The following is a 15,199-nucleotide window of genomic DNA, read 5'->3' on the forward strand; positions in this document are numbered from 1 at the left end:
CGGATATCAGCTGTGTGCGTCATCTTTACAAACCTGCGCTGTCATCCGGGCCTGACCGCCGGTAACTTCCGGCCCGTCAAGCAATCCAGTGCCGGAGGACCCATGCACGGCCCCACTCCGCCCCCGCCCGTGCCGACGGACCGGCTGACGTTCGCGATGCCACCGATGCACGAGTCGGTCGAGGACGAACGGGCGCACCGCAAGGAGCGGCTCGCGGGCGCCCTGCGGATCTTCGGACGGCTCGGCTTCGAGGACGGCGTCTCCGGGCACATCACCGCCCGTGACCCGGAGTTCAGCGACTGCTTCTGGGTCAATCCGTTCGGGATGCCGTTCCGGCATGTCACCGTGAGCGACCTGGTGCTCGCCAACCAGGACGGGCAGGTGATCGAGGGCCGCTACCACGTCAACCAGGCGGCGTTCACCGTGCACGCCCAGGTGCACGCCGCACGCCCCGACGTCGTCGCCGTTGCCCACTGCCACTCCGTGCACGGGCGGGCCCTCGCGGCGCTCGGCGATCTGCTGGACCCGATCACCCAGGAGTCCTGCGCCTTTTACGAGGATCATGCCGTCTACGACGCCTACACCGGTGTCAACGTGGACACCGAGGAGGGCCGCCGGATCGCGACCGCGCTCGGCAGCCGCAAGGCGCTCGTGCTGCGCAACCACGGGCTGCTGACCGTCGGAGACTCGGTGGATGCGGCGGCCTGGTGGTTTGTGTCGATGGAACGCTCGTGCCAGGTGCAGCTGACCGCCAAGGCCGCGGGACGGCCCGTGCTGATCGACCACCGGCAGGCGGTAGCGACCCGCGAGCAGCTCGGCGGGGACCTGGTGGCCTGGATCAACTACCAGCCGCTGTGGCAGGACATCAGCCGCAGCGAGCCCGATCTGCTGAGCTGAGCGGGCCCGATCGGCTGAGCTGAGCGAGCCTGAGCCGCTGAGCTGAGCGCGACCGATCGGCTGAGCTGATGAGCTGAGCGAACTTGAGCTGAGCGGGCCTGATTCGCTGAGCTGAGCGAACCCGATCCGCCGAAATGACGGTCCACCGCCGCCCGGGACTTCTCCACGGCGGATGACGTCTGTCAATCGATCGGTTGTTCTTTCACCCGCCCGGACCGGACCTGGCGGACGCGAGGTGTGTTCCGTACGGCACAATTCGCTGTCGTCGCCTGCCCATTGCGGTGGTGGGTGCGAGGTGTGATCCGGCGCGGGGAAGGCGGCAGCGGTCGTGGCGGTGCAGGAGGCGAGACAGGGCGCGGGGCGCGGAAGCGGTCCGGGTGCCCACGAGGGTGGCTGCACCTGCGGGGACTGCCCGCACGGCGCGCGTGAGGGGCACCGGCGCGCGGTCGCCGAATTCCTGGCGAAACGGGACGAGTTCGCCTCCGGGCGGGGGCTTCCCCCGGCGGTCGCGTACTCCGCGTCCGCCTCCCGCCAGTGGGTGTCCGACGAGCTGACCCAGTCCGCGAACCTGGTCGCCGAGCGGAGCCGGGCCGACGGCGAGGCGTGGCTGGTCCGGCTGTGGCGGCTCACGGCGCTCGTGGTGTGGAGTGCGGTGGGCGTCCTGCTGCTGGCGCAGGCGTTGACGGCGATCGGGGCGGGATGGACCGCGGCGCGCACGGCCGGACTGGTCGCGGCCGTGCTGGCGGGCGCCGCGCTGACCGCCGCCGGATGGCTGCACCGGTCCCGCGGCGGGGTGCTCGCGCCCGTCATCGGCGAGGACAACCGGCTGTCGACATCGCGTGCGGTGGCGGCGGGCTGGGTGCTGTTCGTCGTGTACGCGCTGCTGGTGCTGATCGGTGAGCTGGCGGTGGCCTCGGCACACGACCGGCGCGACGCGCTGATCGCCGGGCTCGACCTTGTGCACGGGGTGGGCGTGGTGACCGTGGTCGCCGTGGTGTGCGGGATCGCGGTCCTCGTCCGGAGGGTGGTGGGGCTGCGGGTCCTCGGCCAGCGTCTGCAGAAGGTACGGGCCGACCGGCCGCGGGCGGCGGACCTGCTGACGGACGACTCCGGCCGGGGCAGCTTCGCGGACATCCAGTACGTGGTGATCAGCGGGGTTGCCCTGGTCTTCGCGGCGGTACGGCTGGCCCGCCGCCCCGACCAACTCCCCGACCTGCCGTGGGGTGTCGCCCTGCTGGTCCTGGTCTCCGCGGCCACCTACCTCGCCGGGAAGTACGCCGAGGGCGGCCGGCCGGTGGTCCTGTCCGTGGTCCGGGCACGGGAGGCGGGCGATCTGGACGCGCCGATCCGCACGGGTGACGACATCGAGATCCGCGGCGCCGGCTTCGTACCGCCGGGGGCCGAGTCCGCGGGCCGGCTGTCCCGGATGGTGGTCCGCATCGGGGCGGTCCAGGTCCATGTGCCCCTGGTCCCGGTCCCCGGTGGCTTCAGCAACCCCACGGACACGCTGCTGACGGTCCCCGTACCGGCCGATGTGGAACCCGGGAAGGTGGACGTCCAGGTGGTCACGGCGGCCGGGGTGGAGACCAACCGGGTGACGATCGATGTGACGGAGTGACCGACAACGCCTTCCGCCTTTCGGCCCACTCCGTGCGACGGTTGGCCCGCCCCGGTGGAACGCTGGGGTAGAGAGAGAAGGCGGGCCCGGGACCGGGGCCGTTCGCGCCGGGAATCCGGAGACGGAGCCCTCCGGGCAGGGAAGCCGGAAAGTCGGCGCACCGGTTGAGTCGTTGCCCCCTTTTCGCACGTATGGTCTGTTGAGGGCTCAACGACTGGCAGGCGAGAGGTGGCGGACACGATGGCTCAAGGCATGCGCACGGAGTCGCACACTTCGTATATCGAGGAGGACCGTTCGTGGCGGGACACCGCCACCCGGTACGCCCTCCTTCCCCTCCGGATCTTCCTGGGCGTCACCTTCGTCTACGCGGGCCTGGACAAGCTCACCAGCAGCACCTTCCTGCACAACTCGGGCTCCGGTTCGATCGGCGACCTGATGCGCACCGTGCGGGATTCCTCCGCGATACCGGCCCTGGTCGACCTCGCGCTGAAGAACCCCTCCGGCTTCGGTTACGCCATGGCCTTCGGTGAGCTGGCCGTCGGCCTCGGCACGCTCGTCGGCCTGCTGGGCCGTCTCGCCGCGTTCGGCGGCGCGCTCATCTCGCTGAGCCTGTGGCTGACCGTGAGCTGGGCCTCCAGCCCCTACTACTACGGCAACGACCTCGCCTATCTGATGGCCTGGCTGCCCCTGGTCCTCGCCGGGGCCCCGGTCCTCTCTCTGGACGCGACTCTGCGCGCCCGGCGCCGCCAGCGCCAGCGCGCGGACCTGTATCGCTGAATACCGCTGGGCGCACAGGCCCGGCCCATCGGCTTGACGGCGGACGACCTCGGCCGCCTGCCGGTGAGGCCGGGCGGCGGGAGCGGCCGGGGTGGCCCGTCGCTCTCCGCCCCGGCGGGGCTGTCCCCTGGCCTACGGCGGCTGTCGCCCTCCACGGCGGACGACCTCGGCCGCCTGCCGGTGAGGCCGGGCGGCGGGAGCGGCCGGGGTCGCCCGTCGCTCTCCGCCCGGGCGGGGCTGTCCCCTTGGCCTACGGCGGCTGTCGCCCTCCGTGGCTGTCGCCTCCGCCCTGGGGGGCCGTGGTCCTGCCTCTAGGGAGCCGTCGCCCCGTCCCGCTGGGCGTGGGGTTTTCCGCGGGACGCGCGGCCCCTGCGTATCGCGCGGGCCAGCATGCCCGTCACGGCCGCGAGACAGAGCCCGCCGCCGACGAGCGGGACCATCGCGAACCACGGCGTCTCCCAGGCCCCTCGCGCGTCGCCGGCGAAGACGACACCAGCGGCGGCCAGGAAGGCACCGGCGACCAGCCGTCCGGGCTGGAACTCATGACGCAGCACGGGTCACCTCCACCTGGCCCACGCCGACCTCGAGGCTGATGTCGAGTGTGGCCATGCTCTTCCTCCCCGCCGGGGGAGAGAGCGTCATCTCCTTGTGCCTGCCGGCCTCCACGTCCACGTCTCTCCTGGAGTCGCCCGGCAACCGGATGTCCCCGACACCCGTGTCGATCTTCATCTTCACCGTCGCGTCGTCGGGCACCACGACCTTCAGCCGGCCCACGCCCACCTCCGCCCGGGTCGTCACCGTCCGGTCTCCCGTCTGCTTCACATGGCTGAGATCCAGGGTGCCCACGCCCGTGCCCAGGTTGTACCTCCCCTGGACCGCGGCCGCCGAGACCGGCGCCCAGGTCGTGCGCGTCCAGTGGGTGCCGATGTCCTTGGGCAGTGCCACGGACGCGGCGAGCAGCGCCGCCGTGAGCACCGCCAGGAAGACCGAGCCCGCTCCCGTACGCCCCAGGAAGGAGCTGATCGCGATGCCCGCTCCGAACACGACGAGCGCACACGCCAGGCCCGTCTGCAGGCTGGTGCCGAGTGCTTGGCCGTGCCACGTCAGACCCGTGCCGAGGGCGCCGGCGAGGAGGGCGAACAGGAACACCCAGCCGCCGATCCAGCGCGGCCCCCGTGGCGCGGGGCGGGGCGGGGTGCGTATCTGCTGTCCGTACGAGGTGCCGCGGGCGATGTTGACCGCTGCCGCGACATCACGGCCGGGGGTCTCGCTCGGGCCCCACAGATAGCCTGTGCCGCCCACATGCGTGCCGTCCTTGACGATGGGGTCGCGCCACCACGAAGGGGAGCCGGCGGGGAAGGGCGGTGCGGTCGCCTCGGGGGGTGCGTCGGCCACCGCCTGGGCGGCCAGCGGGTCAGGGTCGGGGGCGCCGCGCTGCCGCGACCAGTACCCCGCGCCCGCGAGGAGAAGGGACAGGACGGCGGCGAAGGTCAGCACCCCGCCGTTCCTGAGCATCGACAGGAAGACCCCGCAGCCCACCAGGGCGAAGAGGATCGCGGCCAGGCCCTGTCCGTCGACGCGGCCCGTGAGCAGTTTGCGGATCTCGTTCTCCTCCTCGTCCTCGTAGGGGACGAAGAGCCAGCAGAAGCCGTAGAAGACGAGGCCGAGGCCGCCCGCCGCGGAGAGCACCGCCAGCCCGATCCTGAAGATCACCGGGTCCATGTCGCACTGCCGCCCGAGCCCGGCGCAGACACCGGCCAGCATCTTGTACCGCCGGTCACGCCGGAAGTGGCCGTCGCCCTCGCCCGTCTCGGCCCCGCCCCCGGGGGACGTGCCCTCGGGCCCGGGCGCCTCCGCCCGCGCCCCGCCCCCTCCGTGCGCGGCCGACGCGCTACCGCCCTCCCATCCGGATCGGCCGGAGATGTGGCCCGCGTCCTCGCGCCTGTCCTTGCTCACGCTGTCGCCCGCGTTTCCGTCCTCGGCCCCGTTCTCCCGCACGGCCGCATCCTGCCGCACGGTTGTGCCCTCCTGCGCGCGCGGCTCCTCTCCCCGGGCACCCGGAGCGTGCCCGGCGCCGGGGCCGTGGCCCGCGCCGGGGCCCCGCCCCGCTGCCGTGTGCCGCTGATCCGTCATGCGTCCATGGTCGCCGCCGCAGCCGCCTCGCGGGAGTCGGGACGACCCTGGCCGAACCCTGAAATCTGCCCCGACAGCCGTCAAGGGAAGTGTTCGACCGCCCGGATTCGAAGATCAGGGGAGTCTAGGGGGTCCACCCTGATGTCCGGGCAGGCCGCTCGTGTGACCATCAATGGCATGCCGGACGCCGCAGGAGTGCCCCTTGCCGACCCGCGGGCGCCGCGCAAGCTCTACCGCAGCAGCGACGGACGCTGGCTCGGGGGAGTGGCGCGGGGGCTCGCCGGGCATCTCGGGCTGCCCGTGATCTGGGTGCGCCTCGTGTTCGTGGGCCTGATGATGGCGGACGGCCTCGGCGCCCTGCTGTACGCCGCGTTCTGGTTCTTCGTCCCGCTCGGCGTCGGCGGCGTCGACGAGCGCCGCCCCCCGTCGCTGGTCGGCACCGAGACGTCGCCCGACGGCCGTCGCCGGCTGGTCGCCCGCAGACCCGACCGGGGCCAGATCGTCGCCCTGCTCCTCATGGTCGTCGTGGCGCTGACCTTCGTCGGCAGTGTCAATCTCGGCGGCGGTGCCAAGGCGTATCTCATCCCGGCCGTGCTCGTCGCGGCGGGCGTGGCCCTGGTCTGGCGCCAGGCGGACAACGCACGGCGGGCCCGCTGGATGGAGGTCGGCAGCCGCCGGCGCACCCTCACCCTGCTGCGCGCCGCGGCAGGTGTCCTGCTCGTCACCGCGGGCGTCTCCGGCATCTTCGTGCTCCAGGGCTCCGCGGCCCACCTCGGCTCCGTCCTCCAGGCGGCACTCGCGGTCCTCGTCGGCATAGCGCTGCTCGCCGGACCGTATCTGGTGCGGATGTCCCAGGACCTGTCCGAGGAGCGCCTGATGCGCATCCGCGCCCAGGAGCGCGCGGAGGTCGCCGCGCACGTCCACGACTCGGTTCTGCACACCCTGACCCTGATCCAGCGCAACGCGGAGAACGCGGGCGAGGTGCGCCGCCTCGCCCGCGCCCAGGAGCGCGACCTGCGCGCCTGGCTCTACAAACCGGAGGGCACCGGCAAGGGCGAGGACGAGGAGCCCCGCACCCTGGCGGAGGCGGTCCGGCGCAACGCGGCGGAGGTGGAGGACAAGCACGGCGTCCCCATCGAGGTCGTCGTCGTCGGCGACTGCCCCCTGGACGAACGGACGGGCGCGCAGATGCAGGCCGCGCGCGAAGCGATGGTGAACGCCGCCAAGTACGGTGGCGAGGGCGGCGCCGTCCAGGTCTATGCCGAGGTCGAGGGAAGGACCGTGTTCGTGTCCGTCCGCGACCGCGGTCCCGGCTTCGACCTCGACGCGATACCCGCGGACCGCATGGGTGTCAGAGAATCGATCATCGGCCGCATGGAGCGCAACGGGGGGACCGCACGGCTGCGCGCGGTGCCCGGCGGCGGCACGGAGGTCGAGCTGGAGATGGAGAGGGCGGAGAGTACGACATGAGCGACGCGAACGAACCGGCCGGCCCGGTGGAGCCGGAGCGGGCGGGCGGGGGCACGGGGGAGCGGCGCGTGCGGGTCGTGCTCGTCGACGACCACCGTATGTTCCGCACGGGTGTCCGGGCGGAGATCGGGCAGACCGAGCGGACCGGCGTCGAGGTCGTGGGGGAGGCCCCGGACGTCGACCAGGCGGTGTCGGTGATCACCGAGACACGGCCCGAGGTGGTCCTCCTCGACGTCCACCTCCCGGGCGGCGGAGGAGTCGAGGTGCTGCGCCGCTGTGCCGCGTTGACGGCGGACGCCGAGCGGCCGGTCCGGTTCCTCGCCCTGTCCGTGTCGGACGCGGCGGAGGACGTGATCGGGGTGATCCGCGGCGGTGCCCGGGGATACGTGACGAAGACGATCACCGGATCCGATCTCATCGACTCGATCTTCCGTGTCCAGGAGGGCGACGCCGTCTTTTCCCCGCGTCTGGCCGGCTTCGTCCTCGATGCCTTCGCCTCGACGGACGCCCCGCCCGTCGACGAGGATCTCGACCGCCTCACCCAGCGCGAGCGCGAGGTCCTGCGCCTCATCGCCCGCGGCTATGCGTACAAGGAGATCGCCAAGCAGCTGTTCATCTCGGTGAAGACGGTCGAGTCCCATGTCTCGGCGGTCCTGCGCAAGCTCCAGCTGTCCAACCGCCATGAACTGACCCGCTGGGCGACGGCACGCCGACTGGTCTGACCGGCCGTCGCGGGGTAGCCGGTCGCGGTCGGTGGAACTGCGGAGCCGGTCGCGGTCGGTGGAGCCGCGGAGCCGGTCGCGGTCGGCGGACCACGGGCCGTTCGCGGGTGCCGTGGGCTCACACCACCCGTGTCGCCCCCGCGAACGGCATCTCGTCGATCGGTGCCAGCCGCACCGGCGCCGAAGGGTTCGGCGCGTGGATCATCTGGCCGTGTCCCACGTAGATCCCCACATGGCTGACCCCGGAGTAGAAGAACACGAGGTCGCCGGGCATGAGTGCGGAGCGCGGAATGCGGCGGCCCGCGCCGATCTGGGCGTAGGTCGTCCGGGGCAGTGAGATGCCCGCCGAGTGGTACGCGGCCTGTACCAGCCCCGAGCAGTCGAAGGCGTCGGGCCCGGTGGCACCCCAGACATAGGGGCTGCCGAGCTTGCCGTAGGCGTACGACACCGCGGCCGCCGCCCGTGCGTCGGGTGCCTCCGCGGTGGCCTGCGACGCCGGTACCGCCCCGAGGAGACCGCGCCCCGCCGACCGGGACGCAGGCCCCGCGTTCGCTTCCGCGGCGAGCTGCGCGCGTTGGCTCTCCGTCAGCCGGGACAGCAGCCGCCGCGCCTCGCCGAGTTTCTCGGTGATCGTCCGCTTCTGCCGCCGAAGCTCCTCCTGCCGCGCGGTCAGCGAGGCCAGTTCGACGCGCGCGGCTCCGCGCAGCCGCTCGATGTCCCGCACCTGCGCGCGCACGCGTGCCACGGCCGCCGCCTGCCTGCCGTCGATCCGCTCGGCGAACGCGGCGTCATCGAGATACCGTCCGGGATCCGAGGAGAGCAGCAGCCGCACCGAGGGGTCGATCCCGCCTCCGCGGTACTGGGCCGCGGCAGCGGAACCCAGCGCCTCGCGGGCCGAGTTCAGCCGGTCCGTGCGGCGAGCGGCCTCGTCCCGCAGCGCACCCAGCCGTTGCGTGGCCCTGTCCGCCTGCTCCTTCGCCCCGTCGTACTTCTCGGTTGCGACCTCCGCCTCCCGGTACAGCCTGTCCACCTCGGCCTTGGCCTGGGCCGGGGAGAGCGGTGGCTCGGCGTGCCCGGTCCCGCCCAGACCGGTCGCGGACGCCGCTCCCGTGAGGGCGATCGTGACGGCGGTCCGGACCGTGGTCCCGCCGAGCGAACGCTGCCTGGGCCTGCGGTGCGCTGCCACCTGACCGTCACGTCCTTTCTCCTACGACCGCCGGGGCGCCGGACGGGTCATGCATGCGTCCGGCGGCGGCCCGCACAGGGGAAGCAGGCCGCCGCCGGACCTTCTCGGCGGTGGTCTCCGGCGGCCGCCCCTGGCGTGGGCGGCGATGGGGAGCCGGTCACCTGGTGGAGGACGCTAAACCGGACTGTGACCGTGCTGTGACGCAATGTACGGAAGTGGCCCGACCGGACTGACGGTGACCGTATGTGGCCGCAATCCCGTTCCGAGGCCGCCGTCTTCACGCTGCGCGATGACCATTGCGGTTGTTACGGACCACAGGAGGCTCACGGAGTGCTATAGGCCGCATATATGCGGGGTCGCATGGCGTCGCTGTGCGCGCGGTGGTCGCCGCCCACCTCGCAGCCCGGTGTCAAAGCCCTCCGCGCCCCTCATTAGGCTCCGGCTTCATGGACGTACTCATCCATCTCTTCGTCGGTCTGCACATCGTCGGTATCGCCGCGCTCCTCGGCGGCTTCCTCACCCAGATGAAGGCGATGGGCCGGGGCACGGCCCGCTTTGTGCCCGGAATGCTGCACGGCGCGCTGACCATGCTGGTCACAGGTGTGGCGCTGGTCGGCCTCAACCAGGCGGAACACCACCACATCAACACCATCAAGATCGGCATCAAGCTGGCGCTGCTGATCGTGATCCTCGGCCTGGTCTATGTGAAGCGCGACGAGGAGCACGTCGAGAAGCCCCTCTTCGCCCTCGTCGGGGCGCTGACCACGGTGAACATCTTCATCGCCGTGCTGTGGACCTGACGCTGCCCGCCATGGATCCGACGGCTCCCACGAGGACCGCGCACCAGACGGCCACCGCCATCCACAGCAGCACCTGGCCGGGGCCGCGCAGCCACGACGCCTTGAGGGCGCCGGCGACGGACAGCGCCGCCACCGCCATCATTCCCATCGGGAAGACGGTCGACCACCGCCGTACGTCGTAGCCGGTGCGCGGCCGGCGCAGTTCGGCCGCCGCCAGCACGCAGTACCAGCCGAAGGCGACGGCGAGGAGGGCGATGGTGACGCTCCGCAGGACGTCGGTGTCGTCGACGTTCCAGAGGTAGAGGCCGGAGTGGGCGGCGTTGATCAGCCACGATCCCGCCACCGTGGAGATGGCGAGCGCGCCGCTCGCCATCCACTGGTCGCCCGCGCCGACGGACACCTGCCGCCGGTCGAAGCACCTCAGTCCGATCAGATAGAACACCAGGCCGAACCAGAAGAACACCAGTGCCAGATGGGCGAGCCAGGCCACCCGCAAGGCCGCGGCCAGCACCGCCCCGAGCACCGCGATCGCCTCCGTCGCCACGCAGCCGAGGAACACCGCCCCGGACATCCCGCGCTCCCATTCCCGTACCACTGGAAGGACCAGGGTCGCCCACAGGACGAGGGCCAGCGCGAAGAGCGCCTCGGCGAGCTGCTGCCGGCCCAGGAGCGAGATCCGGGTGCCCAGCACGGTGGTGGCCGGGACCACCGCGAGCGCGGCCGGGGAGCCGACCGGCCACCCCAGGTGCCCCCAGAGCAGCCGCAGTGCGATGGCGGCGGCCAGTCCCAGCCAGGCGGCCCACGTCAGGGCCAGGGCGATACGGGAGAGCAGCTCGTACCCGTCCTGGTGCAGCCCGACCGACAGGATGCCGGTCGCCATCACGGCGGCCCCGGTGGCGGGCGGACGCTGCGCCCACCAGGTGCGGAGAGCGGAGGAGCCAGACATGCGCCCGATGCTAGGGACGCTCACACGGCTTGCGTACGGGGCACGCGCGCGTGCAGCGCGAAAACAACCCCACGCGCGCGTGAAGCCCCCAAACCGACACGATGCGCGCGGGAAGCCCCAAACCGACACGGTGCGCGCGGGAAGCCCCAAACCGACACGATGTGCGCGTAAATCCCTAAACCGACACGATGCGCGCGGGAAGCCCGAAACCGAGTCCACGCGCGTGGTACTGAAGCCCCAAACCGAGTCCACGCGCGCGTGAAGTTCGAAGACGCCCCCCGCGCGTGAAGCCTCGAAGAGAACCCCACGCGCGCGTGGGCCCGAAGACACCCGCGCGCGCGGTACGAGGCTCGCCCCACCGGCGCCGTCGGACTCAGGCCGGCCGCACCACGCTGTGGATGATCGACGCGCCGCCGTAGTAGACCGACTCCTCGCGGACGTAGGCGCCCGGCTTGGGGGCGTGGATCATCATGCCGTTGCCGATGTAGAGGCCGACGTGACTGATGTCGTCGTAGAAGAAGATCAGGTCACCCGGCCGGGCGTCGGAGAGCGGCACCGTCGTGCCGGCGTTCACCTGGCCGTACGTGGTGCGCGGAAGCGTGACCCCGGCGGCCTTCCACGCGGCTCCCGTCAGGCCCGAGCAGTCGTACGACCCGGGCCCCGTCGCGCCCCACACATACGGCTTGCCGATCTGCGCGCGGGCGAAGGCGAGGGCCTTCTCGGCCTTCGTCGTGTACGAGGAGTCCGCCGTGGTGGGCCCCGAGGAGGGGACGGTCGTCGATGACCCCGAGGAGCCGGTCGTGGGGCTCGACGACGGCTGTTGCTGCCCTGTCTGCTGCCGGGCCGCCCGGTGCTGGGCCTCCTGCTGCCTGGCCAGCGCCTCCGCCTGGCGCTGGGCCTCCTCCTGCCTCTTCTTCTCGAGCGCGGCCAGCCGCGCCTTTTCCTGTGCGTTCAGCTCGGACAGCAGCTGCCGCGCGGCGGAGAGCTTCCTCTGGACGTCCGTCTTGGCCGTGCAGAGCGCCGTCTGCGACTCGGTGAGCGTCCGGAGACTGTCGGCGGCCTCCCGCCGCTTCTTCATCGTCGCGGCCTGGTCGGTGACGTACTGGTCGACCGCTTCCTTCTGACGGCCGGTGAGCCGGCTCATCAACTGCGTCTGGTCGAAGTAGTCCTGCGGGTTGTCGGCCAGCAGGAAGGTGGCCGTATCGGGGGCCGCGGCCCCGGTCCGGTACTGCGCGGCGGCGAACGAACCCAGCTCCTGGCGCGCATCGTTGAGCTTCTGCGTGCGCCGGGCGACGTCGTCGAGGAGCGTGTCGGCGTTCTTGCGCTCTTCGGTCGATCTCTCCTTGGCCGCGTTGTACTGCTCGGTGGCCGACTCCGCCTGGCGGTAGAGGTCGTCCACCTTCTTCGCGACCTCTTCGATGCTGGGCCTGCCGTCGGCGGCGGGCGCGGCGTGGGCGGTCTGCGAGAGCAGCGCCACGGAGGTCAGAGCCGCCGTCGCGAGGGCGGGAGTGCGTATGCCCCCGACGCGTGGGCCCGGGGGGCGGGACTTGCGGTGCGGCGCCATGGAAGGCGTCTCCTTCCGTACTCCGCCTACCGGGTTAGCTGTCGGGTTCGGGCGGGTGGTTCGGAAGGTGTGCCCTACGGCCGTGTCCCCAGGACGCTCGGCCGATTCACCCCAGGTCGGGTGGGTCCCCGGCTCCGGAACGCCACGGGGCGCACCGGACTCGGCGGAGGCCGCTCGGCCCGGCGACCTTCGCCGGTGGGGGTCGTGCGGCCCGCCCGGCACGGTAGCCAACTCCTGTGGCCTCTGTGAAGGTTGATGCGAGATATGCCCGATACATTTCCGTGATCTCGGCTCCGGAGCCCCGCGGCGGGCGCGGACCGTGAACGGGCGGGTCCGGACGGTGAAGGAGCGGCGCGCGGACCGCGGGAGAGGTGGGCGCGGACCGTGAACAGTGGGCCCAGACGGTGAAGGGGCGGCGCGGGGACCGCGACGTGCGAGGCGCGAGCCCGGCCCGGTGGTGTCGAGTTTTCGGGACGGTGACCGGTTGTCGGTGGGGCGCCCTAGACTCGGAGAGCGATGAGCAGCCTCTTTGACGACAGCTTCCTGGCGGACCTCCAGGCCACCCCGGCCCCTGAGGAAGAGCCCCCGCCGCCCGAGGACGATCATGCTCCGGAGCCGGTTCCGGACGATCTGTTCGGCGGGCGCTTCGACCTGCCGCCGGACCGGGACGCCTACTACCGCGACGGCGCCCCCCGCCCGGCCCTCGACCCCCGGGCGCTGCTCGAGGGGCTGAACGACAACCAGCGCGCCGCGGTCGTCCACGCCGGCTCCCCCCTGCTCATCGTCGCCGGCGCCGGTTCCGGCAAGACCCGGGTGCTCACCCACCGCATCGCCTATCTGCTGGCCGAGCGGGGCGTGCATCCCGGGCAGATCCTCGCGATCACCTTCACCAACAAGGCCGCGGGCGAGATGAAGGAGCGGGTCGAGCAGCTCGTCGGCCCGCGCGCGAACGCGATGTGGGTGATGACCTTCCACAGCGCGTGCGTCCGCATCCTGCGCCGGGAGAGCAAGAAGCTCGGCTTCACGTCCTCCTTCTCGATCTACGACGCCGCCGACAGCAAGCGTCTGATGGCGCTCGTCTGCCGCGATCTGGACCTCGACCCCAAGCGCTTCCCGCCCAAGTCGTTCAGCGCCAAGATCTCCAACCTGAAGAACGAGCTGATCGACGAGGAGGACTTCGCCGCCCAGGTCGCCGGGGGCACCTCCCAGACGGAGTCCGGGGGAGGGTTCGAGAAGACCCTCGCCCAGGCGTACGCGCTCTACCAGTCGAGGCTCCGCGAGGCGAACGCACTCGACTTCGACGACCTGATCATGACGACGGTCAATCTGCTGCGCGCCTTCCCGGATGTCGCCGAGCACTACCGCCGCCGCTTCCGCCACGTCCTCGTCGACGAGTACCAGGACACGAACCACGCCCAGTACGCCCTGGTCCGCGAGCTGGTCGGCACCTCCGAGCACCCCGCGGGCGTACCGACAGGCGAGGACGACCTCCAGCCCGCCGAACTGTGCGTCGTGGGTGACGCCGACCAGTCGATCTACGCATTCCGCGGCGCCACCATCCGCAACATCCTCCAGTTCGAGGAGGACTACCCGGACGCCACCACGATCCTCCTGGAGCAGAACTACCGCTCCACGCAGACGATCCTGAGCGCCGCCAACGCCGTCATCGAGCGCAACGAGTCGCGACGCCCCAAGAACCTGTGGACCAACGCGGGCGCGGGCGCGCGGATCACCGGCTACGTCGCCGACACGGAGCACGACGAGGCGCAGTTCGTCGCCGACGAGATAGACCGCCTCACCGACCGGGGCGAGGCCAAGGCGGGCGACGTCGCCGTCTTCTACCGCACCAACGCCCAGTCCCGTGTCTTCGAAGAGGTCTTCATCCGCGTCGGCCTGCCCTACAAGGTCGTCGGCGGTGTCCGCTTCTACGAGCGCAAGGAGGTCCGGGACGTCCTGGCCTATCTGCGCGTACTGGCCAACCCGGAGGACTCCGTCCCGCTGCGGCGCATCCTGAACGTGCCGAAGCGGGGCATCGGCGAGCGTGCCGAGGCGATGATCGACGCCCTGTCCCAGCGGGAGAAGATCAGCTTCCCGCAGGCGCTGCGCCGCGTGGACGAGGCGTACGGCATGGCGGCCCGCTCGACGAACGCGGTCAAGCGGTTCAACGCGCTGATGGAGGACCTGCGGACCATCGTGGAGTCGGGCGCCGGCCCGGCCACGGTCCTGGAAGCCGTTTTGGAACGCACGGGTTATCTCGCCGAACTCCAGGCCTCGACCGACCCCCAGGACGAGACCCGCATCGAGAACCTCCAGGAACTCGCCGCCGTGGCACTGGAGTTCGAGCAGGAGCGCGGCGAGAGCGCGGCATCAGGGGCCGTCGCCCCGGGAGGCACGCTGGCCGACTTCCTGGAGCAGGTCGCCCTGGTCGCCGACTCCGACCAGATCCCCGACGAGGAGGAGGGCGGCGGCGTCATCACGCTGATGACGCTCCACACCGCGAAGGGCCTGGAGTTCCCGGTGGTCTTCCTGACCGGCATGGAGGACGGCGTCTTCCCGCATATGCGCGCGCTCGGCCAGACCAGGGAACTCGAGGAGGAGCGCCGCCTGGCGTATGTGGGCATCACCCGCGCGCGGGAGCGGCTTTACCTCACCCGGTCCGCCATGCGCAGCGCCTGGGGCCAGCCCTCGTACAACCCGCCCTCGCGCTTCCTGGAGGAGATCCCGGACCAGCACGTGGAGTGGAAGCGTACGGGTGCCTCCTCCGCACCCGCGCCCTCGGGTCCCGTCTCGGGCGTGGCGGCCTCCCTGTCCTCCTCGCTGTCGTCGGCCCGGTCGCGGTCCTCTGCCGCGGGCGCGGCCGGTTTCGCCACCCGCCGGGGCGGTGCGACGGAGAGGCCGGTGGTCTCCCTGGCGGTCGGCGACCGTGTCACGCACGACCAGTTCGGTCTGGGCACGGTGGTCGGGGTGAAGGGCACGGGCATCAACGCGGAGGCGACCATCGACTTCGGCGACACCAAGCCGAAGCGGCTGCTGCTGCGGTATGCGCCGGTGGAGAAGCTGTAGACGACATGGGCAGGCCCCCGCCG

The 15,199-nt window shown here is 71.8% G+C and carries 12 protein-coding genes and 1 riboswitch; of the genes, 7 read left to right on the top strand and 5 right to left on the bottom strand.

The genetic code is table 11. The features are described from left to right. Nucleotides 1-102 precede the first annotated feature (102 nt). The 3 genes from ACIP94_RS07585 (at nt 103) to ACIP94_RS07595 (ending at nt 3,292) form a co-directional block, all read left to right on the top strand. A complete protein-coding gene (locus ACIP94_RS07585) occupies nt 103-897 on the top strand; it encodes a class II aldolase/adducin family protein (RefSeq protein WP_402420927.1) in 795 nt (264 codons plus the stop codon). Nucleotides 898-1,225: 328 nt separating this feature from the next. After that, nucleotides 1,226-2,515, top strand: coding sequence for a hypothetical protein (locus tag ACIP94_RS07590; protein ID WP_402420930.1), 1,290 nt, complete (start codon nt 1,226-1,228; stop codon nt 2,513-2,515). A gap of 252 nt (nt 2,516-2,767) precedes the next feature. After that, nucleotides 2,768-3,292 carry a TQO small subunit DoxD gene (locus tag ACIP94_RS07595; protein ID WP_402420933.1) on the top strand — a complete coding sequence of 175 codons (525 nt, stop codon included), beginning with the start codon at nt 2,768-2,770 and terminating at the stop codon, nt 3,290-3,292. Nucleotides 3,293-3,603: 311 nt separating this feature from the next. On the opposite strand, the gene ACIP94_RS07600 is transcribed toward ACIP94_RS07595, so the two are convergent. Together ACIP94_RS07600 and ACIP94_RS07605 are read right to left on the bottom strand one after the other, a co-directional pair. Further along, nucleotides 3,604-3,846 (bottom strand): hypothetical protein, encoded by a 243-nt coding sequence (locus ACIP94_RS07600; protein WP_402420936.1) that lies wholly within the window; start codon nt 3,844-3,846, stop codon nt 3,604-3,606. Next, nucleotides 3,833-5,425: a PspC domain-containing protein gene (locus ACIP94_RS07605; RefSeq protein ID WP_402420939.1), complete on the bottom strand. Its 1,593-nt coding sequence runs from the start codon at nt 5,423-5,425 to the stop codon at nt 3,833-3,835. The genes ACIP94_RS07600 and ACIP94_RS07605 overlap by 14 nt, the downstream gene beginning before the upstream one ends. 177 nt (nt 5,426-5,602) lie before the next feature. Between ACIP94_RS07605 and ACIP94_RS07610 the strand changes: the two genes are divergently transcribed. Both ACIP94_RS07610 and ACIP94_RS07615 read left to right on the top strand, forming a co-directional pair. Next, a complete protein-coding gene (locus ACIP94_RS07610) occupies nt 5,603-6,895 on the top strand; it encodes a PspC domain-containing protein (protein WP_402420942.1) in 1,293 nt (430 codons plus the stop codon). Continuing rightward, nucleotides 6,892-7,617: a LuxR C-terminal-related transcriptional regulator gene (locus ACIP94_RS07615; protein WP_402420945.1), complete on the top strand. Its 726-nt coding sequence runs from the start codon at nt 6,892-6,894 to the stop codon at nt 7,615-7,617. The genes ACIP94_RS07610 and ACIP94_RS07615 overlap by 4 nt, the downstream gene beginning before the upstream one ends. A 118-nt stretch (nt 7,618-7,735) precedes the next feature. Here the strand turns inward: ACIP94_RS07615 and ACIP94_RS07620 are convergent, their stop codons facing one another. Next, complete coding sequence (locus ACIP94_RS07620; protein ID WP_402420948.1) at nt 7,736-8,803, bottom strand: NlpC/P60 family protein; 1,068 nt, start codon at nt 8,801-8,803, stop codon at nt 7,736-7,738. A 446-nt stretch (nt 8,804-9,249) separates the two neighbouring features. Between ACIP94_RS07620 and ACIP94_RS07625 the strand changes: the two genes are divergently transcribed. Continuing rightward, on the top strand, nt 9,250-9,603 hold the full coding sequence (locus ACIP94_RS07625) for a hypothetical protein (RefSeq protein ID WP_402420951.1): 354 nt from the start codon (nt 9,250-9,252) through the stop codon (nt 9,601-9,603). Here ACIP94_RS07625 and ACIP94_RS07630 read toward each other — a convergent pair. Further along, nucleotides 9,581-10,549 carry a tellurite resistance/C4-dicarboxylate transporter family protein gene (locus ACIP94_RS07630; RefSeq protein ID WP_402420954.1) on the bottom strand — a complete coding sequence of 323 codons (969 nt, stop codon included), beginning with the start codon at nt 10,547-10,549 and terminating at the stop codon, nt 9,581-9,583. The genes ACIP94_RS07625 and ACIP94_RS07630 overlap by 23 nt on opposite strands. A gap of 373 nt (nt 10,550-10,922) precedes the next feature. Next, nucleotides 10,923-12,113 (bottom strand): NlpC/P60 family protein, encoded by a 1,191-nt coding sequence (locus ACIP94_RS07635; protein ID WP_402420957.1) that lies wholly within the window; start codon nt 12,111-12,113, stop codon nt 10,923-10,925. Nucleotides 12,114-12,121: 8 nt separating this feature from the next. Then, a riboswitch (cyclic di-AMP (ydaO/yuaA leader) is annotated at nt 12,122-12,289 on the bottom strand. A gap of 340 nt (nt 12,290-12,629) precedes the next feature. Here ACIP94_RS07635 and pcrA point away from each other — a divergent pair. Beyond that, a complete protein-coding gene (gene pcrA, locus ACIP94_RS07640; RefSeq protein ID WP_402420960.1) occupies nt 12,630-15,176 on the top strand; it encodes a DNA helicase PcrA in 2,547 nt (848 codons plus the stop codon). Nucleotides 15,177-15,199: the final 23 nt, after the last annotated feature.

The organism is Streptomyces sp. NPDC093261, assembly GCF_044753645.1.
In the GTDB taxonomy this organism is placed as follows: domain Bacteria; phylum Actinomycetota; class Actinomycetes; order Streptomycetales; family Streptomycetaceae; genus Streptomyces.